General features: G+C 59.6%; 27 protein-coding genes. 16 read left to right on the top strand and 11 right to left on the bottom strand.

The window, feature by feature from the left end; genetic code table 11:
* Positions 1–22: 22 nt before the first annotated feature.
* Positions 23–781, bottom strand: a complete 759-nt coding sequence (locus ACYVIT_RS00745; RefSeq protein WP_415807027.1) for a metal ABC transporter ATP-binding protein — start codon at positions 779–781, stop codon at positions 23–25.
* 322 nt (positions 782–1,103) lie between these two features.
* Here ACYVIT_RS00745 and ACYVIT_RS00740 point away from each other — a divergent pair, with 322 nt between their 5' ends.
* From ACYVIT_RS00740 to dksA, 3 genes are all read left to right on the top strand, one after another.
* Positions 1,104–1,616, top strand: coding sequence for a Fur family transcriptional regulator (locus ACYVIT_RS00740; RefSeq protein ID WP_094824167.1), 513 nt, complete (start codon positions 1,104–1,106; stop codon positions 1,614–1,616).
* Between the two features lie 407 nt (positions 1,617–2,023).
* The gene (locus ACYVIT_RS00735) at positions 2,024–3,133 is read left to right on the top strand and encodes a CobW family GTP-binding protein (protein WP_415807024.1); all 1,110 of its coding nucleotides are present in this window, start codon (positions 2,024–2,026) and stop codon (positions 3,131–3,133) included.
* A 57-nt stretch (positions 3,134–3,190) separates the two neighbouring features.
* A complete protein-coding gene (gene dksA / locus ACYVIT_RS00730; RefSeq protein ID WP_415807023.1) occupies positions 3,191–3,655 on the top strand; it encodes an RNA polymerase-binding protein DksA in 465 nt (154 codons plus the stop codon).
* Positions 3,656–3,825: 170 nt separating this feature from the next.
* Here the strand turns inward: dksA and ACYVIT_RS00725 are convergent, their stop codons facing one another.
* On the bottom strand, positions 3,826–4,272 hold the full coding sequence (locus ACYVIT_RS00725; RefSeq protein ID WP_415807022.1) for a winged helix-turn-helix transcriptional regulator: 447 nt from the start codon (positions 4,270–4,272) through the stop codon (positions 3,826–3,828).
* 177 nt (positions 4,273–4,449) lie between these two features.
* Here ACYVIT_RS00725 and ACYVIT_RS00720 point away from each other — a divergent pair, with 177 nt between their 5' ends.
* The 4 genes from ACYVIT_RS00720 (at position 4,450) to ACYVIT_RS00705 (ending at position 8,873) form a co-directional block, all read left to right on the top strand.
* Positions 4,450–5,610: an MFS transporter gene (locus ACYVIT_RS00720; RefSeq protein ID WP_415807021.1), complete on the top strand. Its 1,161-nt coding sequence runs from the start codon at positions 4,450–4,452 to the stop codon at positions 5,608–5,610.
* 121 nt (positions 5,611–5,731) lie between these two features.
* Entirely contained in the window at positions 5,732–6,271 is a 540-nt protein-coding gene (hslV, locus tag ACYVIT_RS00715) for an ATP-dependent protease subunit HslV (RefSeq protein WP_415807020.1), read from the top strand.
* Between the two features lie 37 nt (positions 6,272–6,308).
* Positions 6,309–7,643: an ATP-dependent protease ATPase subunit HslU gene (gene hslU, locus ACYVIT_RS00710; protein ID WP_415807019.1), complete on the top strand. Its 1,335-nt coding sequence runs from the start codon at positions 6,309–6,311 to the stop codon at positions 7,641–7,643.
* A gap of 225 nt (positions 7,644–7,868) precedes the next feature.
* Complete coding sequence (locus ACYVIT_RS00705) at positions 7,869–8,873, top strand: alpha/beta fold hydrolase (RefSeq protein ID WP_415807018.1); 1,005 nt, start codon at positions 7,869–7,871, stop codon at positions 8,871–8,873.
* 24 nt (positions 8,874–8,897) lie between these two features.
* Here ACYVIT_RS00705 and ACYVIT_RS00700 read toward each other — a convergent pair whose 3' ends face one another.
* A complete protein-coding gene (locus ACYVIT_RS00700; RefSeq protein ID WP_415807034.1) occupies positions 8,898–9,230 on the bottom strand; it encodes a copper-binding protein in 333 nt (110 codons plus the stop codon).
* A 160-nt stretch (positions 9,231–9,390) separates the two neighbouring features.
* Between ACYVIT_RS00700 and ACYVIT_RS00695 the strand changes: the two genes are divergently transcribed.
* The gene (locus ACYVIT_RS00695) at positions 9,391–9,954 is read left to right on the top strand and encodes a cob(I)yrinic acid a,c-diamide adenosyltransferase (protein WP_415807017.1); all 564 of its coding nucleotides are present in this window, start codon (positions 9,391–9,393) and stop codon (positions 9,952–9,954) included.
* Positions 9,955–9,959: 5 nt separating this feature from the next.
* On the opposite strand, the gene lipA is transcribed toward ACYVIT_RS00695, so the two are convergent.
* The 6 genes from lipA to ACYVIT_RS00665 all read right to left on the bottom strand — a co-directional run bounded on the left by lipA (position 9,960) and on the right by ACYVIT_RS00665 (position 15,260).
* Positions 9,960–10,964: a lipoyl synthase gene (gene lipA, locus ACYVIT_RS00690; RefSeq protein WP_415807016.1), complete on the bottom strand. Its 1,005-nt coding sequence runs from the start codon at positions 10,962–10,964 to the stop codon at positions 9,960–9,962.
* Positions 10,965–11,040: 76 nt separating this feature from the next.
* Positions 11,041–11,688 (bottom strand): lipoyl(octanoyl) transferase LipB, encoded by a 648-nt coding sequence (lipB, locus tag ACYVIT_RS00685; RefSeq protein ID WP_415807015.1) that lies wholly within the window; start codon positions 11,686–11,688, stop codon positions 11,041–11,043.
* Between the two features lie 21 nt (positions 11,689–11,709).
* On the bottom strand, positions 11,710–11,985 hold the full coding sequence (locus ACYVIT_RS00680) for a YbeD family protein (protein WP_094824157.1): 276 nt from the start codon (positions 11,983–11,985) through the stop codon (positions 11,710–11,712).
* Between the two features lie 36 nt (positions 11,986–12,021).
* Positions 12,022–12,888 carry a D-amino acid aminotransferase gene (locus tag ACYVIT_RS00675; protein WP_415807014.1) on the bottom strand — a complete coding sequence of 289 codons (867 nt, stop codon included), beginning with the start codon at positions 12,886–12,888 and terminating at the stop codon, positions 12,022–12,024.
* A gap of 224 nt (positions 12,889–13,112) precedes the next feature.
* Positions 13,113–14,366: a D-alanyl-D-alanine carboxypeptidase family protein gene (locus ACYVIT_RS00670; protein WP_415807013.1), complete on the bottom strand. Its 1,254-nt coding sequence runs from the start codon at positions 14,364–14,366 to the stop codon at positions 13,113–13,115.
* 240 nt (positions 14,367–14,606) lie between these two features.
* Positions 14,607–15,260, bottom strand: a complete 654-nt coding sequence (locus tag ACYVIT_RS00665) for an alpha/beta hydrolase (RefSeq protein WP_415807012.1) — start codon at positions 15,258–15,260, stop codon at positions 14,607–14,609.
* Between the two features lie 193 nt (positions 15,261–15,453).
* On the opposite strand from ACYVIT_RS00665, the gene ACYVIT_RS00660 reads away from it, so the two are divergent.
* From ACYVIT_RS00660 to ACYVIT_RS00625, 8 genes are all read left to right on the top strand, one after another.
* Positions 15,454–16,311: a biotin--[acetyl-CoA-carboxylase] ligase gene (locus ACYVIT_RS00660; RefSeq protein WP_415807011.1), complete on the top strand. Its 858-nt coding sequence runs from the start codon at positions 15,454–15,456 to the stop codon at positions 16,309–16,311.
* Positions 16,308–17,207 carry a type III pantothenate kinase gene (locus ACYVIT_RS00655; RefSeq protein WP_415807010.1) on the top strand — a complete coding sequence of 300 codons (900 nt, stop codon included), beginning with the start codon at positions 16,308–16,310 and terminating at the stop codon, positions 17,205–17,207. The genes ACYVIT_RS00660 and ACYVIT_RS00655 overlap by 4 nt, the downstream gene beginning before the upstream one ends.
* A 10-nt stretch (positions 17,208–17,217) precedes the next feature.
* Positions 17,218–17,370 carry a hypothetical protein gene (locus tag ACYVIT_RS00650; RefSeq protein ID WP_415807009.1) on the top strand — a complete coding sequence of 51 codons (153 nt, stop codon included), beginning with the start codon at positions 17,218–17,220 and terminating at the stop codon, positions 17,368–17,370.
* Positions 17,371–17,628: 258 nt separating this feature from the next.
* Positions 17,629–18,615 carry a tripartite tricarboxylate transporter substrate binding protein gene (locus ACYVIT_RS00645; RefSeq protein ID WP_415807008.1) on the top strand — a complete coding sequence of 329 codons (987 nt, stop codon included), beginning with the start codon at positions 17,629–17,631 and terminating at the stop codon, positions 18,613–18,615.
* 27 nt (positions 18,616–18,642) lie between these two features.
* The gene (locus tag ACYVIT_RS00640; protein WP_415807007.1) at positions 18,643–19,092 is read left to right on the top strand and encodes a carboxymuconolactone decarboxylase family protein; all 450 of its coding nucleotides are present in this window, start codon (positions 18,643–18,645) and stop codon (positions 19,090–19,092) included.
* Between the two features lie 305 nt (positions 19,093–19,397).
* Positions 19,398–20,888, top strand: coding sequence for a UbiA family prenyltransferase (locus tag ACYVIT_RS00635; RefSeq protein ID WP_415807006.1), 1,491 nt, complete (start codon positions 19,398–19,400; stop codon positions 20,886–20,888).
* A gap of 86 nt (positions 20,889–20,974) precedes the next feature.
* On the top strand, positions 20,975–21,322 hold the full coding sequence (locus ACYVIT_RS00630; protein WP_415807005.1) for a DMT family transporter: 348 nt from the start codon (positions 20,975–20,977) through the stop codon (positions 21,320–21,322).
* Between the two features lie 165 nt (positions 21,323–21,487).
* The gene (locus tag ACYVIT_RS00625) at positions 21,488–23,335 is read left to right on the top strand and encodes a hypothetical protein (protein ID WP_415807004.1); all 1,848 of its coding nucleotides are present in this window, start codon (positions 21,488–21,490) and stop codon (positions 23,333–23,335) included.
* Here the strand turns inward: ACYVIT_RS00625 and ACYVIT_RS00620 are convergent.
* A complete protein-coding gene (locus ACYVIT_RS00620) occupies positions 23,328–24,458 on the bottom strand; it encodes a glycosyltransferase (RefSeq protein ID WP_415807003.1) in 1,131 nt (376 codons plus the stop codon). The two genes, ACYVIT_RS00625 and ACYVIT_RS00620, sit on opposite strands and share 8 nt — an antisense overlap.
* 2 nt (positions 24,459–24,460) lie before the next feature.
* Positions 24,461–25,591 carry a glycosyltransferase family 4 protein gene (locus tag ACYVIT_RS00615; protein WP_415807002.1) on the bottom strand — a complete coding sequence of 377 codons (1,131 nt, stop codon included), beginning with the start codon at positions 25,589–25,591 and terminating at the stop codon, positions 24,461–24,463.
* Positions 25,592–25,615 lie beyond the last annotated feature (24 nt).

Below are 25,615 nucleotides of genomic sequence, written 5' to 3'. Positions count from 1 at the left end.
GATCCTCCTTCCACGCTGCGTCTCACAGCCATTCCTGAAGCACGCCGCGCGCTGCCGCCAAATTGCGGGCCGTCAGTACCTCGGCTGTCGGACCCCAAGCGATCTGCCGTCCTGCGAGCAACAAGGTCTGCGAAAAATGCGCGCGCACCATGGCCAGATCGTGCAAGACGGCCACCACGGTGCGCCCTTGGCGATTCCACTCGCATAGCAATTGCATCAGCACCTCGGCGGTGTGGCTGTCAACGGCGGCAAAGGGCTCGTCCAATAACAGCACTTGAGCGTCCTGCAACATCAGACGGGCGAACAAAGCCCGTTGCATCTGCCCCCCTGACAACGCGCCCACCATGCGGCCCGCCTCATCAGCCAGGCCGACGGTCTCCAGCGCCTGCCAAGTCCGTTGCGTTTCCGTGTGGCCAAAGCCCCGCCAGGCGCCGACACGGCGCCATGCACCCATGGCGACCATGTCCAGCACCGTGATAGGAAAGGAACGGTCTATTTCCGCGGCCTGTGGCAGCCATGCCAAACGGAGACGATCCTGGGGATCGATATCCAGGTCGCCGGCCAACGGACGCATCAGTCCCACGATGCCCTTGATCAAAGTGGACTTCCCCGCGCCATTGGGTCCCGCAATGGCCGTCATGGAGCCGCGATCAAAATGCCCGGATACGGCTTGCACCGCCGCCCGACCGCGCCAACCGAAGGTCGCCTCGCGCAACGCGATCACGGGTTCGCCGGACAGGTGCACATCCTCCACCGCCGCCTCGGGAATAAGCATCGCCATCCCGCTCACGCGCCGGCCCACCAGCCCATGGCCCATCCGGTCAACGCCCACAAGCCGATCGCAGCAACTGCCGCGACACTCAACCGGAAAAAAACAGAGGCTCGCAGCGCTGACCCACGAGGACGAGACGCCACAGCCGAAACAATATGAGACATATCCACACATACAGCCCGCTCTCGGGAAATCAGGCTGTTTATTCGCTTAATTAGATATGTTATATCATAACAAATATCAGCAAGACCGGCTGGGCGCTCCCCGTATGGTCCGTTTTCTGATACCTTCGCGGAATTGCCTGCCCGGCGCTATCCGGCTGCCACGATCAATGCCCACCCCGCCCCGCTCCACTCGCCCCGACTCTATTGGCGAGCAACTCAATATCGCCGAATCGCTCTGCGCAGAGCGCGGCCGCCGGCTGACGCCCATTCGCCGCAAAGTGCTGGAATTGCTCCTGCGTCACGGCCGCAGCCTCAAGGCCTACGAACTCCTGGACGCCATGCGCGCCGAGCACCCCGGCGCAGCGCCTCCCACGGTCTACCGGGCGCTGGACTTTCTGATGGACGAGGGTCTGATCCACCGTCTGGACGCCGTCAATGCCTGGACCGCTTGTCACGACGCGGCGGGCGCGCCGCATGATTTGCTGGTGGTCTGTACTGGCTGCGGAGCCGTGGCCGAGGTCAGCGACCCCGCCATGAGCCAACAATTGGCCGATCGAGTGGCCTTGACGGGCTTTGCCCTGGCCACACACGAAACCGAAATCCGGGCGCTCTGCCCTCAATGCCAGAAAAAACAGCCGGCAGATGCCGGCCATCGTCATCATCACGGTCATACGCATTGAAATGACTAGCCGGCCGGAGGAGTCCGGTGGCATTTGCCGGCAACACCTCCCGTCTCGCATGGTCTGAAAAGCCAGCGTCATGCCCGCATGAGGGCCCCACAGCCGTCAGTCTGCCTGCTAGTGCAGTGCAACATAGGGCAAATTTGACGGACAATCCGTCCTCCCTGCACAGCAGATAGACGCTACCCCCTTGAAATCCAGCCATACATCCCCATATAACTGCATCGAATAGATTACAGCGCCGCTTTATGCCTGTAACCGCAGTGCGGTGCCGGGGGTTGTCCCGGGGTTTGCCCACCTGCCCTTACTGTGCTGTAATCCTGCGTCCGGTCGCAACCGCGGCCGCCTGTTGTTTTATGCCTTGGACGCGCTCGTGCGCCCTGGGGCTCTCAGCTTACCGCCTTGCCATGAATACCCAGCGCAGTTTGGACAAAATGGTTCCCGTCACCATCCTCACCGGCTTCCTCGGTGCAGGCAAGACCACCCTGCTCAAGCGCATCCTGACCGAATTCCACGGCCGCCGCGTTGCCGTCATCGAAAACGAATTCGGGCCGGAGAGCATCGACAACGACTTGCTCGTGCAGGATAGCGAGGAAGAAATCATCGAGCTCAGCAATGGCTGCGTCTGCTGCACGGTACGTGGTGACCTGATGCGCACGCTGGCCGAACTGCGCGCCAAGCGCGTGGCGGGCGAGCTCACTTTCGAACGCGTCATCCTCGAGACCACTGGCATGGCCAACCCCGGCCCCGTGTGCCAGACGTTCTTCATGGACGACGAGATCGCCGAATACTACCGTCTGGACGCCGTCGTCACGGTGGTCGACGCCAAGCATGGCATGGCAACGCTGGACGCCCAGTCCGAGGCCCAGAAACAAGTCGGTTTTGCCGACCGTATCCTGGTCTCCAAAAAGGACCTGGTCAACGAGGCCGACTACGAGGCGCTACGAGCCCGTCTGGTGCGCATCAATCCGCGTGCACCCATTACGCCGGTCAATTTTGGCGAAGTCGACCTGAAGTCCATCATCGACATCAGCGGCTTCAATCTGAATTCCATTCTCGACATCGACCCGGATTTCCTGGCCGATGAGCACCCCGACGCGGCGCACAGCCACGCCCACGGTCATGACCACGACCATGATCATGATCACGATCATGACCACGAGGGCGAATGCGGGGCGCATTGCCATCACGAACATCACCATCATCACCACCACGACGACGAGATCGGTGCATTCGTCTTCCGCTCAAACAAGCCGTTCGATCCCGCACGGCTGGAAGAATTCCTCGGCGGTGTGGTGCAGGTCTATGGTCCCGACCTCATGCGCTATAAAGGCATCCTGTACATGAAAGGCATCAACCGCCGCATGTTGTTCCAGGGTGTGCATATGATGATGGGAGCCGAACCCGGCAAGCCGTGGACCGCAGCCGAAAAGCCGTCTACCAAGATGGTCTTTATCGGCCGCAAGCTGCCCCAGGAAATTTTCACCCGGGGCTTGGAGCAGTGCCTGGCGGGCTAACGCCGCAATCCCGACGCGCGCAATCGCGCCAGGATCGATTCATAGTGGAGTGTTTTCATGGCTACCAAGGCAGCAACCAAAAAATCAAACAAGTCGACTAGCGATACGGCGATTGATCTGCCCAGCGAAGAAGAATTGCTGGCCATGCCCGAGTCGGAATATATGAACGAGCGCCAACTGGCGTTCTTCAAAGAACGACTCAAGCAACTCGAACAAGACATCCTGGCTAACGCCGGCGAGACCACCGAGCACCTGCGTGAAACGCAATTCGTGCCTGACCCCGCCGACCGCGCCACCATCGAAGAAGAACACGCTCTCGAGCTGCGTACTCGCGATCGCGAGCGCAAACTTCTGAAGAAAGTGCAACAGTCCATTGCTCGCATCGATAGTGGCGAATATGGCTGGTGCGAAGAGACCGGCGAACCCATCGGGATCCCGCGCCTGCTGGCCCGCCCGACCGCTACGCTCTCTCTCGAAGCGCAGGAACGGCGCGAAATGCGTCAAAAGCTCTACGGAGATTAACCTCTCTTTGGCGCGTTTTCGCTTTCGTCTTTCGGGGCCGCATTCTTCAACGAAATGCGGCCCTTTTCATTGCCGGGATTGTCCAGGCATCAGTGCGAAAGCTGCTCGAGCACGTGTCTGACGCACAACAAGGCGGTCGCCAACTGATCTGCGGGATTGTGAACGGCCGCTTAGCTGACTTTTCGCACATGCGTGGCCTCGGGAGGCAGCGCGTTGCCCTCTTTGTCGGTCGGGACCATCCGCGCGACAGGCTTGCCCGTATGTTTATCAATCAGCACGGAATGGCGTTCGCCCCGCTCGAACATGTGCCGTTCACCCCACTGCCGTAACGCGACCACGACGGGAAACAGGCTTTTTCCTTTGTTGGTCAGCACGTACTCCTGATAAGCCGTACCGTCGGACGCCGCTTGGGTTTGCAAGATCCCTGCATCGACCAGCTTGCGCAGCCGATCAGAAAGAATATTCCGTGCCACCCCCAGGCTGCGCTGCAGATCACCGAAGCGACGCACGCCATCGAAGGCGTCGCGCACGATGAGCAGCGACCAACGATCTCCAACAACATCGACGCAGCGCCCTACCGGGCACGGCTCGTCGTCCATGGTTTTGCGGTCAGGCATGCAGTCTCCAGGCAATTCGATGTGAACACACCAACAAGTTGCATTTTAAAACTGCATCGCCTAGCATTCAAACCAGTTTCATTTTAAAACCAGTTTGAGTGCAACAGAATCATGAAAACCTCCCTTGCCTGTCCCTCGTCAAGTGTTCATGGCCACGCACCGAGCAGACGCACTGATATGCCACGCAGCCTGATATGGCTGTTCGCCATCGCCAGCGGACTGAGCGTGGCCAACGTCTATTACGCCCAGCCCTTGCTGGACGCATTGGCTCAATCGTTTGGCATCAGCGAGGCAGCAATTGGCGGGGTGGTCACTGCAACCCAGCTGGGCTGCGCGCTGGCGTTGCTGTTGCTCGTGCCATTGGGGGACAGGGTGGATCGGCGGCGCCTGATGACAATTCAATTGCTGGCACTGGTGGCAGCGTTGGCCGTCGTGGGCACAGCGCAGTCCGCGGCGGCGCTGCTCGCGGGGATGCTTGGCGTCGGCTTGCTGGGCACGGCCATGACGCAGGGACTGATCGCCTATGCCGCCAGTGTCGCTGCCCCTCATGAGCGAGGCAGCGTCGTGGGCACGGCCCAAAGCGGCGTATTCATCGGCCTGCTGCTCGCGCGTGTATTTGCGGGAGGCGTGAGCGATCTGACCGGCTGGCGTGGCGTCTATCTCAGCGCGGCGGCCCTGATGCTGATGCTTGCGCTACCGCTATGGCGACGTCTGCCGGTCTTGGGCACCGTATCGAACGCGATGAGCTATCCGCGCCTGATTGCGTCCATGCTGACGCTGCTGCGCCAGGAGAAGGTCCTCCAGATACGGGGCATGCTGGCACTCCTGATGTTCGCCGCGTTCAACATTTTCTGGAGCGCGCTCGTACTGCCATTAAGCGCACCGCCCTATGGCTTTTCCCATACCCTTATTGGCGCTTTCGGCTTGGTGGGCGCAGTGGGCGCACTCGCGGCCGCCCGGGCTGGCCTATGGGCCGACCGAGGGCACGGCCAACGCACCAGTGCCCTGGCGCTGACTGCGCTGCTGTTGGCATGGTGGCCCCTGTCCCTGATGGACACCTCACTCTGGGCGCTGATCATAGGCATCGTATTGCTGGACCTCGGAGGACAAGCATTGCATGTCACCAACCAAAGCATGATCTTTCGCACCCGGCCCGAGGCGCACAGTCGGCTGGTGGGCCTGTACATGCTGTTTTACGCAGCCGGCAGCGGGCTGGGAGCGATCAGCACGACGGCGACCTACGCCTATGCCGGCTGGCAGGGCGTGTGCGTCCTGGGGGCGGCAGTCAGCCTGTCGGCCCTGCTGTTCTGGATGGTCACACGACGCGCCCACGATTAGCACAGAAACATACTGAAATACTGACGCCTTCACACCAACAGGCGGCATACACTTAAAGCTCGGGCAGCGCCTTGAAATCGGTCGCTTCGCCCCCAGATCAAACCTTCATAGGAAGGAAAGCATGGAACAATTTCACGCCACCACCATCGTCTGCGTGCGCCGCGGCAACCGTGTCGCGCTGGGCGGCGATGGCCAAGTCACCCTGGGCAATATCGTCATCAAGGGTACAGCCCGCAAAATCCGCCGCCTGTACCATGACAAGATCCTGGCGGGCTTTGCCGGCGCTACGGCAGACGCCTTTACCCTGCAAGAGCGTTTCGAAGCCAAACTCGAAAAACACCAGGGACACCTGATGCGCGCCGCCGTCGAGTTGACCCGCGACTGGCGCACCGACCGCGTGCTGCGCCGCCTGGAAGCCATGCTCATTGTGGCCGACGCCGAGCACACCCTGGTGCTGACCGGTAACGGCGACGTGCTCGAACCCGAGCATGGCCTGGCCGCCATCGGGTCCGGTGGCGCCTACGCCCAATCGGCCGCGCTGGCCCTATTGCGCAACACCGAATTGGCCCCCCAAGACATCGTCAAACAGTCACTGGAAATCGCCGGCGACCTGTGCATTTACACCAACCAGAATCACGTCATCGAAACGCTGGGCGAATAAGCGCCCGCTTCGGCCGGCTGTAGCAAGGATTCCGTTTATGTCCGCATCCACCATGACCCCCGGGGAAATCGTCTCCGAGCTCGACAAATTCATCATCGGCCAGAACCGTGCCAAGCGCGCGGTGGCTGTGGCGCTGCGCAACCGCTGGCGCCGTCAGCAGGTCGACGAGCCTTTGCGCCATGAGATCCACCCCAAGAACATCCTGATGATCGGCCCCACCGGCGTGGGCAAGACCGAAATCGCCCGTCGCCTGGCCAAGCTGGCCAATGCGCCCTTTATCAAGATCGAGGCCACCAAGTTCACCGAAGTCGGCTATGTCGGCCGTGATGTCGACACCATCATCCGCGACCTGACCGAATACTCGATCAAGCAAACGCGCGAACTCGAAATGCGCCGTGTGCGCACGCAGGCCGAAGACGCAGCCGAAGACCGCATTCTGGACGCCCTGGTGCCGCCCGCGCGCAACGCCTCTGGCGAACCCGAGCGCAACGACGACAGCAGCGCCCGCCAGACGTTCCGCAAACGTCTGCGCGAGGGCAAAATCGACGACCTCGAAGTCGAAATCGACGTCGCTCAAGCCGTCCCCCAAATGGACGTCATGACACCGCCGGGCATGGAAGACATGGCCGAGCAATTGCGCGGCATGTTCGCAGGCCTCGCCCGCGACAAGAAAAAACCCAAGAAAATGAAGGTCAAAGAGGCCTTCAAGCTCATCGTCGAAGAAGAAGCCGCCAAGCGCGTCAACGAGGATGATCTGCGTACGGTCGCGATCGCCAATGTCGAGCAAAACGGCATCGTCTTTCTGGACGAAATCGACAAGATCGCCGCCCGCCAGGAAAGCGGTGGCGCTGACGTCTCGCGTCAGGGCGTGCAGCGTGACTTGCTGCCGCTGGTAGAAGGCACCACGGTCAACACCCGCTACGGCATGGTGCGCACCGACCACATCCTGTTCATTGCCTCGGGTGCGTTTCACCTGTCGCGACCGTCCGACCTGATTCCCGAGTTGCAAGGGCGGTTCCCGATTCGGGTCGAACTGGAATCGCTGTCGGCACAGGACTTCGTGCGCATCCTGTCCGATACCGACGCCTCGCTGACCAAGCAATACTCGGCATTGCTGGCCACCGAAGACGTGCATCTGGATTTCACCCCAGACGGCATCGAGCGCTTGGCCGAACTGGCGTTTTCAGTCAACGAGCGTACCGAAAACATTGGTGCCCGCCGTCTGTACACCGTCATGGAAAAACTGCTCGAGGAATTGTCGTTCGACGCGACGGCCAGCGGCGGCAAGACCGTCAAGATCGATGCAGCCTACGTAGAGGAACAGTTGTCCGAAGCGGCTGCCAGCCAGGATCTGGCGCGCTACGTGTTGTAAAGCGTCAAGGACTGCCGCGCGCCCGTCAAGGCTGGCGCGCGGTGGTGGTCTCTTGTCATGACCGCATAGTGCCGCAACGCGCTGCGAGTGATGCAGCCAAGGCCGGCACATTGCACGAGTTACATACCAGAACCGAGCAACGGAACGGGCACTCACTGACAAGCAGCTGAACTATCGCAGCGCATGGATGTCGCATGAGTTCGTTCACCCTCAATGAAGGCTCGCATGTTCAAACCCGCCATTGCCGCTACAGCGCTTTTCGTTGCCGCCAGTGCTCACGCCCAGCCCGCCGTACCCGACTATGGGCCTCGGCTCGAACGTTTCAATTATCCCTACCAGGTCAGTGAATTCAAGCTGAGCTCACAAGGCCAGTCATTGTCCATGACCTACATGGACATCCGGCCCGAACGCCCCAATGGCCGCACCGCCGTCCTATTGCACGGCAAGAATTTCTGCGGCGCCACCTGGGAAGGCACCATCGACGCCCTGACAAACGCCGGCTACCGGGTAGTGGCGCCCGACCAGATCGGCTTCTGCAAATCGAGCAAACCGGCCGCCTATCAATATAGCTTTCATCAACTGGCCGCCAATACCCATGCCTTGCTGCAGAGCCTGGATATCGAGCGCGCAGTGATCATGGGCCATTCCATGGGCGGCATGGTGGCTACGCGCTATGCCCTGATGTACCCGGACCAGGTCGATGCACTGGTGATGGTCAACCCCATCGGCCTGGAAGACTGGAAGGCCAAGGGCGTGCCCTATCGCACCGTGGACGAGTGGTATGCACGCGAATTGAAAACGAACTTCGCAGGTATCAAGAAGTACCAGCAGAACACGTATTACGCCGGCACCTGGAAGCCCGAATACGACCGCTGGGTCGCGATGGCAGCCGGCATGTATCAGGGCGAAGGGCGCGAGCAGGTCGCCTGGAGCCAAGCCTTGACTTACGACATGGTGTATACCCAGCCGGTGATACATGAGTTCGGCCAAGTGCGCGTACCGACTCTCTTGCTGATCGGCGAGAAGGACAACACGGCACCGGGCAAGGATGCGGCTGCGCCAGACGTTGCTGCCAAGCTGGGTAATTACGCAGCCTTGGGGCCCGCCACTGCGCAGGCGATCCCAGGCGCCCGGCTGGTGGCTTTTCCTGAATTAGGACATTCGCCGCAAATCCAGGATCCCCAGCGATTCCATGAGCGTCTGGTAAAGGAATTGGATCAGATGCTGTAGCGCGCCCCGCAAACTGACCGCGATCTAATTACTGATCGCTGTCACGACATATTTGCCATTTTGGCGGGCGGCCGTGAACCTCACGCGGTCGCCAGGCTTGATATTGGCCAGCAGGGCCGGGCTGGCCTGATACACGAGCGTCATTGCAGGCAATTCCAAGTCCGATATCGCGTCATGCTTGATCGCGACTTTGCCCGCCGCGGCGTCGACCCGTCGCACTTCGCCACTCGCCGTCGCGGTGGCGTCCTTGGCTGATGGCTGCTGCTCGGCAGCCAGGGCTGGCACGGGCTGCCAGAGGGCCACACCGGCCAGGGTTACCGCCGACAACATGGACACTCGTCCCAATACGCGACGCATCTTGTTCATCACCTCTCCTTCGGCCGACCCTGCGGCCCAGAACGCCAGCTATTGCCGACGCTGCACAGGAATACAGGATAACGCGTCCGCAGGCATTAGCCTCGGCACTACACTACCCATCTGTTTCCACACATAACCACCACGCAAAGAGACTTTCTACATGGGCAACCGACTTTCCGCCATCGCCACACGAACCGGAGACGATGGCACGACCGGCCTGGGTGATGGTAGCCGCCTGCGCAAAGACGAACCGCGTGTAGCGGCGTTGGGCGATGTGGACGAGCTCAACAGCGTCATCGGCCTGCTGCGCACCGAATCCCTGCCCGATCCCGTGCAGGCGGACCTGAGCACGATCCAGCATGATTTGTTCGACCTGGGCGCAGAGCTCTGCATCCCGGGCCACACCACACTGACCGATGCCCAGGTGGCGTTTTTAGATCAGCGCCTGGCCCACTATAACGGCACCCTGCCGCCACTGCGCGAATTCATCCTGCCCGGCGGTTCCCGGCCAGCAGCCCTGGCTCATCTGACTCGCACCGTAGCGCGCCGGGCAGAGCGTTCGGTGATCACCCTCGAACGGCACGACACCCTGAATGCTTCGGTACGCCAATATCTGAACCGGTTGTCAGACCTGATGTTTGTACTCGCCCGCCACCTGAATGGGGTCCACGGAACGGGCGATGTGTTCTGGACCAGCGCGCATTCGCGGGTCCAGCCGGAATAAATACCTTAGTTCACGCCGGCGGCATGCGCCTGCTCGTCGGCGTGATACGACGAGCGGACCATCGCACCCACGGCGGCATGGGTAAAGCCCATCTCGTAAGCCTCGCGCTCGAACATCGCAAACGTATCGGGATGCACGTAGCGCAACACCGGCAGATGGTGTTCCGAAGGCTGCAGATACTGGCCTATGGTCAGCATGTCGACCCCATGGGCGCGCATGTCGCGCATGACCTGCAGGATTTCCTCGTCAGTCTCGCCCAGACCCAGCATCAGCCCGGATTTGGTCGGGACCTCGGGATGCAGCTGCTTGAACTCGGCCAGCAGTTTCAGTGAATGCGCATAGTCGGAACCCGGACGCGCCTGCTTGTACAAACGGGGCACGGTTTCCAGATTGTGGTTCATCACATCAGGTGGGCCAGCATTCAGGATCGCCAGCGCACGTTCCAGACGGCCACGGAAATCGGGCACCAGGATCTCGATGCGCGTCGTGGGCGACAGGGCGCGGATGCGTGAGATGCAATCCACAAAGTGCGCCGCGCCGCCATCACGCAGATCATCGCGATCGACCGAGGTGATCACCACGTACGAGAGCTTCATGGCGGCGATGGTGCGCGCCAGATTCTCGGGCTCGTTCGTATCCAGCGGATCGGGACGGCCGTGTCCCACATCACAGAACGGGCAACGCCGCGTGCATTTGTCGCCCATGATCATGAAGGTCGCCGTGCCTTTGCCGAAACATTCGCCGATGTTCGGGCAGGAGGCTTCCTCGCACACGGTGTGCAGATTGTGCTCGCGCAGAATGCGCTTGATGTCGTAAAAGCGCGATCCCGGCGCAGCGGCCTTGACGCGGATCCACTCGGGCTTTTTCAGGCGCTCGGCCGGCACGATCTTGATCGGAATCCGTGCGGTCTTGGCCTGCGACTTTTGCTTTTGCGTCGCGTCGTAGGCGGCCGGCGTTGTGGCGGTCGCTTTCACTTCGGTCGCAGCAGCAGTGGGCTCAAGAGTAGACATACATCACCTTCGTCATGACCGGCGCACGTGGATAACGCAGCGCTGGACGGGGGGAAGAAAAGGGCATTTTAGCGCGTCAACCTGCAGCATCCCTGCGCACCGGCGGCGGCAAGGCGGTCAACAAGCGTTCCGCGAGGCGTTCTCCGACAGTCTTCACATCCTGCCGCGCCCCGCAAGTCGCCATATCGACGGTCACCAATCCCTCATAGCCACAGGGATTGATGCCTAAAAACGGCGACAAATCCATGTTCACGTTCAACGCAACGCCATGATAGGCATAGCCGTTACGTATTTTGATACCTAATGCAGCGATTTTGGCCACATGGCCGCCATCGCCATACGGCACATACACGCCCGGCGCACCGGGCTGGCGACAGGCGTCGGCAATGCCAAAATCGCTCAATGTGCCGATGGCCGCGTCCTCTAGCAGACGGACGTAGTCGCGCACAAACAGGCCCGCACGGCGCAAATCAAACAGAGAATAGGCTACCACCTGGCCGGGCCCGTGATAGGTCACCTGGCCGCCGCGATCGGACATCACGATGGGAATTGCTCCGGGATTCAACAGGTGCTCGGGCTTGCCGGCCTGCCCCAGGGTGTACACCGGAGCATGCTCGCATAGCCAGACCTCGTCCGGCGTACAGGCGTCGCGCGCAGCCGTAAAAGCCCGCATGTCCTGCCATACCGGCTCATAGTCGGTCGGTCGGGTCAACCACTTGATCATGACAGTGCCAAATGGCCGACCTTACAGGACGATGGACACCATGGGATGTCCATGCAGGGCGCGGTACAGATTATCGAGCTGCTCGCGCGAGGTCGCGCGCACGGTAAAGGTCAGGCCCATGTAGTTGCCGCCCTTGCTCGGCCGCATTTCGACCTTGGCGGGATCAAATCCCGGGTCGAACTGCAGCACCACCTCGGTCAGCGTCTGGGCAAACTCGGGATGCTGCTTGCCCATGACCTTGATGGGAAAGTCCGAGGGATACTCGATCAGCGATTCTTCGGGGGGGATGGTAGTCATAACACTTACCGCAATGCGCGTAGGGGCAATGTCGGTTTACAAAGCAGCAATACGGGCATCATACGCTGCCCGCAGCTTCGCATAAACCGGGCCGGGTCGGCCATTGCCAACGGGCTTGCCGTCGAATTGCAACACCGGCAGCACTTCCTTGGTCGCCGACGTCACCAGGATTTCGTCTGCCGAGGCGACTTCGTCCTGGGTGATACGACGGGCTTCGAACGGAACACCGGTTTCCTCTGCCAACTCGGCCATGAACCCGTAACGTATCCCTTCGAGAATCAAATTGTCCTTCGGCGGCGCCAATAGCTTGCCCGCCGACACCACCCAGAAATTGCTGGATGAGCCTTCGGTCATGAAGCCATCACGGAACTGGATCACCTCGTCCATGTCCGCCTCGGCTGCCTGCTGACGCGCCAATACGTTGCCCAGCAATGACACGGACTTGATTTCGCAATGCAACCAGCGCTCGTCAGGGATACTGATCACGCGTATGCCTCGTTCGCGCTGCTCGGCCGTGGGCGGCGTGAATTCCGTGGTCATGCCGAACACCGTGGGCGTGATTTCCGCTGTGGGAAAGGCATGTTCGCGCTTGTAGACGCCACGCGTGACTTGCAGATAGACCACGCAACTCGGTGTCGCCGAGCGGCGGATCAGCTCATTCACCAGCTCCAGCCATTGCTCGCGCGACTTCGGTGACGGAATGCGCAAGGCCTGCAAACTGCGGTCCAGGCGATTCATATGCTCGGTCATGCGGAACGGCTTGCCGTGATAGACCGGCACGACCTCGTAAATACCATCGCCGAAAATGAACCCCCGGTCCAGCACCGAGATTTTGGCCTCGTCGACGCGCGTGAACTCACCGTTGAGATACACCTGGCTATCGCCTGGCATGCCCGGAATCATGAATGGCCCCTAAAAATCTAAGATAGCTAAAAAATGACAAGCACAGGTCCGGATCGCCGTTATACGCCGAACCTTCGCTGTGCCTGTTCATGGATATGAATCGCAAGAAAGTAAAAGTGCCGCACTGTCCCAGCGATTTCTCGCCCCGATGATTTTCATCTGACGGACCAGCGGATAGCCCCGCTTGCCCCAATTCGACAGTGCGTATTAGTTCGCTAAAAAGTCTATTCGAACTGACGTTTGACCAAGTCGACCATACGGCCGAAAAAGCCGGCGCGTTCGACCGCATCCTGGACCACCAAGGGCTCAGTACGCAAGACCTTGCCATCCAGCGTCAATTGCAGCGTACCGACTTGCTGACCCTTGGTCAGCGGGGCTACCAGCGGATCGGTGCGTTGCGCCACGGGTTTGATATCGCCGGACTTGCCGCGCGGAACGGTCACCCAAATCGGGGGCGCGGGCGGGCCGAGTTTGACGGTCTCGACCGTGCCTTCCCAGACGCGAGCGTCCAGGCCAGGTTGGTTCTGGTCGTACAGTTTGACCGAGTCGAAATTCTGGAAGCCCCAGTTCAGGAGCTTCAGGCTTTCTTCGGCGCGCGTGGCTTCGCTGTCTGCGCCGGCCAGCACGGTCAACACGCGGCGGTCGCCACGCAACGCAGTCGACACCAGGCAATAACCAGCCGCATCGGTGTGACCGGTTTTCATGCCGTCGACCGAAGGGTCCGCCCATAACAGGCGATTACGGTTGGGCTGCGTAATCTTGTTATAGGTGAACTCTTTTTGCTTGTAGTAGTGGAATTCTTCGGGGTGGTCTTTGATCAAGGCCACGGCCAGTTTGGCCAGGTCCGACACCGTCGTGATGTGCTGTGGATCAGGCAAGCCCGTGGCATTCATGAAATGCGTGTGAGCCATGCCCAGGCGCTCGGCTTCTTGGTTCATCAGCGTCGCAAACGACGCTTCGGTGCCGCCCACCGCCTCAGCCAAGGCCACAGAGGCGTCATTACCCGACTGCACGATCACGCCTTGAATCAGCTCGTTGACCGTGACAGGCTTGCGCGGTTCGACAAACATACGCGAGCCGCCAGTGCGCCAGGCATGCTCGGAAATCGGTACCTGCTGCTCCAGCGTGATCCGCTTTTCGTCCAACGCATTGAACACCACGTAAGCCGTCATGATCTTGGTCAGCGAAGCCGGCTCGATTTGCATGTCCGGATTCGACGACGCCAATACCTGGCCGCTGGTGACGTCAATGGTGATCCACGCACGCGCTGCGATGGTGGGCGCTGGTACAGCCGATAGCTCCGCCAACTGCGCGACGCCGGCAGGGGCCGCAGCCGCTACGGCTGGCGTGGGCGCCGCCGGCTGCTGTTGTTGCGCCCAGGCGGCAGAGGTTGACGCCATCAGCGCCGACAACACCGCACCAGCCAGGACACGGCGGGAAAACGCAACAGAAGACGGAAAGGAACGAGTGAGTTTCATCGGCAAAAAGGGTCCACGATCAAAAGCAGCCCGGGCGAGTGACAACACATTGGGTTAACAAGCCTGCAGGCGGTCAAAGGCCGCATCATCAACAACCGGCCTCGTGAAAAGCAGCATCATTATAGGCAGGCCCGTCTGACCACGCGGCAGCGATAACGTTCAACAACAGTAAAGGCGCACTGGGGCGCAGGTCGGGCAGGTTCGTTGCGTGACGCCATGCGGCCCGCGAACGGGCGAAAATCAGTCCAGGGCGACCTTGAGGCGGGCCTGCACCAACGCTCTCAACACGAGCAGCTTGCCATGGAAAAAATGCGAAGCACCCGGCACGACCACAATCGGCACATCCCGCGGACGCGCCCAGTTCAGCGTTTCAGATAAGGGCACCACATCGTCCTGTTCGCCATGCACCATCAGCGTGTCGGCCGGTACGGTGACCTCTGTCTCTTGAAAACGCTGGACCGCCGCTCCCATCAGCATCAGTGCCACAGGCAGCGCCGTATCGCCGGCGTCGGCCAGGCCCGCGTATGTCTGTGCCGCGACTGCCGTTCCAAAGGAAAACCCCGCCAACACCCAGGGCGCCAAGGCCCATTCGGGGTAGCGTTCCCGGACTTGCGCCACCAGCGCCAGCATATCCTGCGTCTCACCGCGGGCCTTGTCGAACTGTCCTTCGGATTGGCCTACTCCGCGAAAATCCGGACGCACGGCAACCAGGCCGTGCTGCACGCATGCGCGGGAGATCGTGGTCACCACCTTGTTGTCCCGCGCCCCGCCTTGCAGAGAATGCGGATGCAGGACCAACGCCCAGCCCCGTGGCGTACCAGCGGGCCAATCAATGGCGCAATCAATACAGCCGGCCTCGCCGGTAAAAGCCTGGATTTCGGTACGAGCAGACATGACTTGAGCGCAAATTAAGAAAGCAGCCTGCATGTTACCAACCTCGCCTGCGCTCTGTCCGGCGGGATCGGCCGCTTTTGCGTGAGACAACCGCCAACCATTTTCGGCTGCCCGCACCCTGGCATCCTGTCCGTGGACCGTTTTGTCACAGCCGCCGTGACCCGTCCCGCCCTCGTGCCCTACAATCGCCGCCATGCTTACTGATGCCCGCCCTATTGATCTGCCAGCGCCCGAGGCGCTGGTACGCGAGCTGTCTGCGCGATTGGACGGCTTTCAGGACATTGCCTGGCCTGCCAGCACGGGTTCGACCAATGCCGACTTGCTGGCGCGCGCGCGTCACTGTTCGGGCCCCTGGCTGCTGGGCACTCACCAGCAGGCAGCCGGCCGTGGACGCGCCGGACGCCCCTGGCAGAACCGTATCGGGGCCACGCTGATGTTTTCGTGCGCCTTTCCTGTGCGCATGCCGCCCCACCGGCTGCCGGCCCTGTCGCCTCTGGCCGGGCTGGCCGCAGGCGAGGCGCTGCGCAGCCTGCTGGTACGCGATGCCGATCCGCTGCGCGTCAAATGGCCCAACGATGTGCAATGGCACGATGCCAAATTAGCAGGCGTCTTGGTCGAATCAACCCGCAATCTGGCCCTGCCGGACACCTACACCATTGTCATTGGCATGGGCGTAAACCTGACTGATGCTGATCGGTTATCACAGAGCCTGGGCCGTTCTGTAGCGGACTGGACGACCATCATGCAGCAAACGGACAGCCCCGCCGTCAGCGTGGCCGACATCGTATGCGCCTCGGCAAACGCCTGGCGCCAGGCGGTTCAGGACCTGGAAACCAACGGATTCGACGCCTTTCGCCAACGATTCAGCGCCATTGACGCCCTGGCAGGCCGCGACATCAATGTCATAGATCAGGGCGCGGTCCTGTTCAGCGGCACGGCGCAGGGCCTGGACGAACATGGCCGGCTCCTGGTACAGACGCCTCAGGGGCTCGTCCCCGTATCCGTTGGCGAAGTCTCGATTCGCCCGCGTACCGCGGAGCAAACACCATGATCCTGCTGATCGACTCAGGCAACAGCCGTCTGAAGGTCGGCTGGCTGCATCCATCCGCAGCGACTGGAACGTCGAGCAATACGGAATGCGCCCCCGCAAATGGCAACACAGCGCCGCTGGACAGTGAATCGAACAACAACGGCCCGACTGGCGCCCCGGGCTCTCGCGAACCCGCCGCCATCGCCTTTGATAATCTCGATCCGCACGCCCTGGGAGACTGGCTCGGCACGCTGACGCACAAGCCAATCTCGGCCTTGGGCGTCAATGTCGCAGGCGACGAACGAGGAGCCGGCATTCGCGATGCACTGGCACGCCACAACTGCCCTGTGCACTGGATCACCTCGCGCGCGCAGTTGCTGGATTTGAAAAATAGCTACACCCAGCCTGCGCAGCTCGGTGCCGACCGCCTCGTATCGCTGCTCGGTGTTCGTAGCCGATTGGCGCCCGGACACCCGCCATTCGTGCTGGCCTCATTCGGTACGGCCACCACCATCGACACAGTGGGCCCCGATGACACCTTTATTGGCGGCTTGATTCTTCCTGGCCCGGCGTTGATGCGCAGCTCGCTCGCGCGCGGCACCGCCAACCTGCCCTTGGCCGACGGACCCGTCACCGATTTTCCGACCGATACGCACCAGGCCATTGCCTCGGGCATCGCCGCCGCCCAGGCCGGCGCCGTCGTGCGGCAGTGGCTGGCCGCTTGCCAACGCTACGGACAGCCTGCAGCACTCTATGTCGCAGGCGGCGGCTGGCCCGAGGTCGAACACGAAACGCAACGCCTGCTGGCGCAGGCAGGTAGTACCATGAGTCCAGTCGCTACCCCCTGCTATCTGGACCGCCCCGTCCTCGACGGGCTGGCGCTGATCGCGTCCCAACCCGACCCTCAATCCCTGTGAGCGAACCCTCATGCGCGTGCTTTTTCTGCTGATCGTCGCCGCCAACATCTGGGCCTATGCGCTGGGACAGGGCTGGATCGGCGCGCGGCCCGACGATGCTGGCCGAGATCGGTCCAGATTCGCCCAGGAACTGAACGTAGAACGCATTCGCGTCGGCCCGTAGCACCCCGCGCAGCCTTGCCCGGTTGCGCCGAGTCAAGGCGGCCCGCGTCCAGCCGGCTGCCTCGTCCTCCGCCTAAACGGCCACACGGCGAACACCTGTTTCAAAACGTCCATCGACCGGACACTCGTTCTGGTGCCAGACAGGCCGCGCCCTCTCTCACGCTACGATGGCGGCCACGCGGAACGAGCCCCTTCTTCTTTTGGCGTTGACGATTCCCGACCCAACAGGGCCTCGTTCAGAAACAGGAGTGTAGACACAATGAAAAGCGCCCATACGCAGCGCTGGCTGGCTTTGACCGCCATCGCCAGCACCTTTACTGTAGCCGCCACAGCCGCCCAGGCCACAGGCTACCCCGACCAGCCCATCACCCTCGTCGTGCCGTATTCGGCTGGCGGTGGCGCCGATAACGCCGCACGTATCATCGCCGAAGGCATGGGCGCGGTTTCCGGACAAAGCATCGTCATCGAAAACAAGGGCGGCGCCAGCGGCTCGATCGGCGCCTCTTACGTCGCACGTGCCAAACCCGATGGCTACACCGTGCTGTACGATTCCTCGGCATTCACCATCAACCCGGGATTGCGCAAGCTGCCCTACGACGCCAAGAAAGACTTCATCCCGGTATCGCAGGCCGTCTCCGTCCCCAACATCCTGGTCGCCGCGGAAAAGTCGAGCTTTAATAACCTGTCCGACTTCATCGCCGCTGCCAAAGCGAAACCGGGCCACTACACCTATGCCTCCTACGGGCCTGGCAGCCTGGCGCAGATGGCCGCTGAGCTATTGAAAAAAGACACCGGCATCGATGCCGTACACATTCCCTACAAGGGCGGCGCGCCGGCCATCGTCGACGTCATGGGCGGTCAGGTCGACGTGTACTTCGCCAACGCCGCCTCCAGCCTGAACTATGTCACCAGCGGCAAACTCAAAGCGCTGGCTGTGTCCTCCGACAAACGCATGCCTGAATTGCCCAATGTCGCCACTGTGGCAGAGTCCGATCCCAGTCTCAAGGACTTCAACGTTTACGAGTGGAACGGCTTTTTCCTGCCCGCAGGCACGGCACCCGATGTCGTAGCAAAACTGCAGGATCTCGTGCAAAAAGCCCTCGCCCGGCCCGAAACACGCGACAAACTGGCCAAACTGGGCCTGACCCCCGTCGGCTCCAATGCCGAAGAGTTCGCGCGTTTCATCGACACAGAACAAGCGCGTTGGGCCGAGGTGATCAAGGCCAATAACATCACGGTCAATTAAATCTGCGATACGCAAAGGAGGATGCCCATGAGCCGCCAAGACGATTTCGAACAGGGCCTGAAAAACCGACGCGCCGTCCTGGGCGACGCATGGGTCGAGCGCTCGCTGTCTCGCGCCACCTCCTTTACCGCCGACTACCAGAACCTCATCACCCGCTACGCCTGGCATGACATCTGGAGCCGCCCCGGCCTGCCGCACAAATCGCGCCGCATGATGGTCCTGGCCGTCACGTTGGCGCTCGGGCGTTGGGAAGAGTTCGAACTCCATGTGCGCGCGGCACTGACCGCCGCCGACGACTCGCGCCTCAGCCCGGACGAGCTCAAGGAAGTGTTGCTGCAAAACGCGATCTATGCAGGCGTGCCGGCTGCGAATACGGCGTTTAATTTGGCGCAGAATATCTTGCGTGATGTTGCGGGCGACATCGGCTATGAGTTGCAGCCGGCGGATCCGAGGCAGGCGGATCTGTTCGCGGAGTAACTGGCCGCATCCCTCCGCCTGATGGCACTGGGCACGAAAACTCATAGATTCAAGCACGAGCTCGACCCCGTGCCTCTCAAACATCATTCCGCGACGACCTAACAATTTCGTCGCAGCGCTGGCCAACCGACATTACTCGAACAACGACCGGCCGGCCCAGAGCACTCAGACCTCAGCCACTCGTCCACGGACATTGGCCTGCCCTTTCTCCCAGTCCCAGCTCCCCGGCCTCACGCCGAGTTGGGATGGAACCATTCAGCTACGGACGTTACCTATGCTCAGACCGAAAGGGCTCAGCGTAATCCTTGCTGTTCGCCTCACAGGTACATAACAACCTTTTTTCAACAAATTTGTCAGGAGCCATTTTGGCACTCCCCCCGATTGTTGTAGACCTGGACGGGACCTTGATTTACACGGATATGCTGCACGAAACCGCGCTACGGGCCGTGCGCGAGGATCTGGCCAATGTATTCCGCATTCCGTTCTGGCTACTGCAAGGTAAAGCCGTACTAAAGACAAAGCTGGCGAGATGTGCCCGTGTCGATCTGCAACTACTGCCGTACAACACTGAGCTGATCGAATGGTTAAAGGACAAGCGTCTCGCGGGCCACCGGCTGGTTCTGTGCACCGCTTCCGATCACTCGATAGCACAGGCAATCGCCCGGCGCTTGAATATCTTTGACGAGGTCATAGCGAGTGACGGACGTCACAATCTGTCCGGCATTTCGAAAGCGGCCAGACTGGAACAGCAATTCGGACAAGGAAACTTTGACTATGCGGGTAATTCGGCTGCCGACTTACCTGTCTGGGAACGAGCTCGTCACGCGATCGTGGTCAATGCCTCGCCTCTTTTGACCATCGAAGCCAACAACAACGTCAACGTCCACAAGACATTCCCTCGGCCCCGGGCCGGATGCCGCATATGGAGCAAAGTCGTACGTATCCATCAATGGTTGAAAAACCTGTTGCTCTTTGCCCCATTAGTCGCAGCACATGATCTGACCAACGGACATGCATGGGCATCGCTGGTTCTCGCATTTCTTTCTTTCAGTCTGTGTGCGTCCTCGGTCTACATAACAAATGACCTGCTGGATATAGAACATGATCGGCTGCATCCGCTCAAACGCAAGCGGCCACTTGCATCAGGGCGCGTACCCATCTGGCAGGGAGTATGTGCGGCCCCCCTGCTCTTCATACTCAGCCTCGTATTCGGATACTGGGCAGGCTGGCCTTTTCTTCAATGGCTGGTCGTGTATTTCCTTCTGACATGCTTGTATTCCCTTTGGCTCAAGCGCCTGATGCTGGTGGACTGTTTCACCCTGGCGTTGCTATATACCTTGCGCATTATCGCGGGTGCTGCCGCCATAGGCGTAACGCTGACCTTCTGGTTGTTGGCCTTTTCAATCTTTCTTTTTTTATCTCTCGCCTTCGTAAAGCGTTACGCGGAAATGGAGGTCCAACTGCTAAGCGGCAAGAAAAAAATACATGGCCGTGGCTACCTCTCATCTGATGCGCAGTTGATTCAGACCTTGGGAATAATGGTGGGCTGCCTTTCAGTGCTGGTCTTGGCGCTGTATCTGAACAGCGACGATATCGCGCACCTGTACCGATCACCGGAAATAGTATGGATCGGCGTTCCTACGATGCTTTTCTGGATCAGTTGGATTTGGATGCAAGCGCACCGGGGAAACATGCACGAGGATCCGGTGATCTTTGCCGTCAAAGACAGGGTGAGTCTTGTCTCTGGCCTGATATTTGCCGCTCTCCTCGTCCTCGGCTCAATAGGATTGCCCTGATTTGCACACCGCAACTTGAATCAAAGCGCCTCACGCATGCAGATATATGCGACAGCCATAGACCCGATAAACAAGATTACTGTCCCATGGATTACGGCTATTTAATGCTCTTTTTGAGCAGTATCGCCAGCGCTGCTGCCAGTGTTCTTCTGAAGCTGGCAGCCGACATGTCTGGCGAAGACGCCAGGATACTTCTGCTTAATGGCAAAACAGGGCTGAAAGCGGTGGCACTCGGCTGCTACGGGGCTGGCTTTGTTTTCTATTCAATTTCACTGAAATCGATCCCGTTACAGACAGCTTATCCCATTATGGTTGGCGCAACCATATTGTTGCTGTTCATTTATGGGCTTGTGCTGTCTCAGCCGCTGTCCAGCACGTCCATTATGGGTGCTGTCTTCGTTTGTTTTGGCATATTTCTTCTTTCAGCCAAATGAGTACCAGCTCATTTGACGTTACTCGCCTTTTTGAGGAATTGTTGGTTGATGCTCTCCTCCCGAACATTTTTCTGGGCCTCCCTGACTCTCGTTGTACTGTTCATGATTCTCAGCTTATTTCGTGTCAGACCCGAAATAACGGGAGATGGCCTGGAATATACGCTCATGAGTCAGGCGTTTATAAATCATGGAACGCCGGACATAACATCCAATGATTTCGATGTCGTGCAAACGTATGCCGGCGACGCTCAAACCAACGTTCCCGATGTGGCACATAGGACGCCATTATCCAGCTCGCCGCCGTTCTACGCCGACAAAGACGGAAACTATTATTCGTATCATTTTTGGCTGTACTCACTGCTTGTCGCGCCTTTTCTGTTCATCGTCAAACTTCTGGGTCGCGCGACACCATGGGCCTTTATTGTGGCCAACGTGATTTCTGCTATCGCTGCGTCTTGGGCGATCTGTATGTGGAAAAAGATAGGCAGAGAACAACGGCTGCTTCTGCTGACGCTGTTCTGGAGCTGCGGAACAATACCATATATCCGATGGACTCATCCGGAGGTTTTTTGTGCATCGCTTCTTGTTGTGTCATTGATCTGGGCATGTAATCACAAATACGTCCTTTCAGCCATCTTCGCCGCGATAGCAGCGCAGCAAAATCCACCCATCTTATTATGGGTGGCGGCGCTCATGGCGATTGACCTTTGCAGCCAATATCAACGAACCAAATCCATCTGGCCATCGACCAGAAAGTTGGCGGAATGGGGCGTATGCCTCGTCCTGGCATCCCTTTCGATGGCATTCTTCTTTATTCATTTTGACACCTCAAATCTGATTACCCGCTCCGGAGGTGCAAAGACTGAGTTGATCTCGATCGACAGGCTCTGGTCTTTTTATTTTGATCTGAATCAGGGTGTAGTGTTATTGCTCTGGCCGTTGCTGGCGCTCGTGCCTGTCGTGATGACGTATGGCATCGCCGCGAGCAAGCTGGACAAGAACAGCCTTATTGTCGTCGGCGGCTTGGCACTCATGTCCCTGATGCTGGCGTTCCCATCGATTTCCACCCCCAACTTCAATCCCGGAACGTCGTTCATTCTGCGGTATGCCTATTGGGCAAGCATACCGCTCATTTTCATTGTCACTACTATAGACCTCAAACATGGCAAAGCGAAAGCGATCACATGGGCAGGGATCTTGTCGTATGTTGTCCTTAATCTTTCCTACTACACAGGAAACTGGCCCAGCTATCTTCATTACACTCCGACAGCCCGATATGTAATGGAAAAATTTCCCGGTATGTACAACCCGATTCCGGAGATCTTTATAGAAAGGGCAACGCATTCTGAAGGAAGAAACGACAAAGATATTTATTTTTACGCGGCAAACGGAAAAGTTCGAAAAATCCTATTGAATGCCAGCCACAGAAATATTGGCGAGTTTCAGTGCCTGAATGGCAAACCTGCGCGAGAATACGTGACGTCAAAGGTCAGCGCCGAAGCAGGCTGGACCTATTTCAATCTCAGAGATGGATGTACCTCATTAGTTAACGAGAATGCCGTTTACAAGCCTGTCTCTCCTATCGCCAAGCACGGCACTTTATTCTTTAACGAGAGCGGCACCGGAAAATCCTACCTCGGCGCGGGATGGTCTCACCCGGAAACATGGGGCGTCTGGTCCGCAGCAAACGAAGCCGAGATCGCTCTGCGATTGGCCGACACTAATGTCCAGACGCTTTCGATCAGCGCAAATGCTTTCGTGAACGGCATACACAAAGAGCAACTGATTGACTTCTTTGTGAACGATATTCCTGCCGGATCTATTGTCTTGACACGCTATGACGGCAATAGATTTTCAATCCACATACCGGATGAGGCGTTACCCGATATAAAGCACTCCAATACATTGCGATTGAATCTGAAATTTCGTACCCCTGCACGCCCGAAAGATCTGGGCATCAGCGAGGACGACCGCATGTTGGCACTAGGATTGGTCGCGCTGACAATCAACTAGGGTTGGCCAGTTCATTAAACAACGCCGCATATTGGCTGCCCAACGGAGCGCCGGAGAACAATTGTTCGTAACGAGCCCGCGCACCTTGCCCCAGTTGTGCGGCCCGAGCCGGATCATTGAGCATTGCATTCATCGCCTCAGCCAACGCTTGCTCATTCTCCGGCGGCACCAACAGACCGCTCTCATCCTGTGCATTGATGAAGGACATGCCGGACCCGATGTCACAGCAAATCAGCGGCCGCCCGGCCATAGCGGCCTCGATCAACACCATGCCATAGGCCTCGGAGCGCAGGTGCGACGGCAAGACGAATGCTCGGCAACGCCGCATCAATGCCGCTTTCTCCGCGTCGGAAACCTGCCCGGCGAACAGAACATTGTTGGCGCCTTGACGCGTACTTTGCTCTTTCAATGCAGAGCCTTCGGTCCCGGAGCCGGCAATCACGATGGGCGCATTGACCCGTTTGGCCGAGGCCACGAGCGTATGCAAGCCCTTGTAATAGCGCAACGCCCCCAGAAAAAGGAAAAAGGGCTGTCCCTCGGCCAAGCCCAGGCGAGCGAGCACGCGCGGATCCTCCTGCTGCTGGGATTCAACAATACCCAAAGGAATAGTGCGCACCTTGGCCTTCCAGCGTTGGTCTGACAGGACCGGGCTGGACGCCGCATAAGTCGGCGACGTCGCAACAATCGCCGATACAGAGGAAAGCATGCGCCGCATCAAGGGCGCATAAATCTGACCAAGCGAACGCTGTCGTACGATATCGGAGTGATACACCAATACGGTCGGTTTCTTGGGACGTGTCACCAAGTCCAGCAAATCGGCAAACGGCCATGGGAAGTGATAACAAATCACGTCAGCCTGCCGAGCTCGCGCGGCGAAACGCAGAAAAGCGGCCGGGCCGCCCAGATCGCACGACGCGGGCGCTGCCCACGAGCGGGCTCGCACGACCTGTCCCTCCGGCTGCTCCAGCACCGAGGGAACTGGCGAGGGTGACAAGGTGAAAATCGTACTTTGCACACCATGCCCGGATGTTGCCAAGCATATTTGCCGTATCGCTTCAGCCACCCCGCCAGGCGGATCGGGATAGTAGCAACGGTAAACGTGCAAAACACGCAATGCTGTCATGATCAAGTTCTCCCGAGCATCGCTCGGCGGGCGTCGACGGCCTCGGCGAACACCTGCAGCGCGCTTTGCGCAGCGGCACGCCACGTGAAACGAGCGGCATTGGCGCGCGCCTTGCCAGCAAGCTCGGCATGCAGCGCATCATCGGTCAATAGACGCAACAGGCCGTTGGCGATGGCTGCTTCGTCCCGAGGATTAACCAGCACTCCGGCCTCGCCAGCGACCTCGGGCAATGATGAGATATCGGCAGTGACAACAGGTACGCCAAACGACATGGCTTCGATCAGAGGAAAACCGAATCCTTCATACAGCGACGGCATGGCTAAAAAACGCGCATTCGCATACAGCGTGGACAGCTGGCCATCGGTTACATAGCCGGTCACCAGCACTTGTCCCATCAGCCCCATCTGCGTCAATAGATCGGGCACGTCCACCCCTCCCCAACCTTTGCCTCCGGCAATGACGAACTGATGCGCTGAGCGCACCGCTTGCGGTAAGCGTGCATAGGCGCCCAAAAGGCGCCTGAGGTTCTTGCGTGGCTCCAGCGTACCGACAAACAAGAAATACGGCTGCCGCACACCCAATTCGCGCAAGACGCCCGGATCTGCCGGAGCGCTCAACGCCGTCACCCCTGGATACACCACGCGGACCTTTCCTCGCGCCTCGGGAAACTCTGCTTCTACGTCATCCGCTGTGCTGCGAGACACAGCCATGATGCGATCGGCGAGCCGTACGGCGTCAGGCATCAACGTGCTATCCAGCAGTCTGCTCAACGGCCGCATTGTCTCACCCGCATGCTTCCACACCAGGTCATGGATAGTCACTACGCGCGCAACCGAGGGGGACAGATAACGAGGCAAGCGATGTCCCGGCCCCCAAAACACGTCCAGGCAATCTCGACCCGCTTGCCAGGGCAGAACGGTCTGCGACCATAGCATCCGGCCAATGCGGCCCCGGATCCTGCCTGCTCTCACTCGCGCATTCGGCGCAGACCAATCGCCCACCACTGGCGACTGCGGCATATAGAGCGACAAGTCATGGCCCTGAGCCAGCAGCTCGCTCGAAAGCTCGGCCGTATATCGACCGATACCGGTCACAGGCATCGTCAACAGACGAGCATCGATGCCGATGTTCACGCTGCCCTGTCCCGCAAAGCATTC

The sequence above is a fragment of the Bordetella muralis genome (assembly GCF_054781015.1).
The sequence above is the reverse complement of the archived record's forward strand: the minus strand, read 5'-3'. Positions and strand labels throughout refer to the sequence as shown.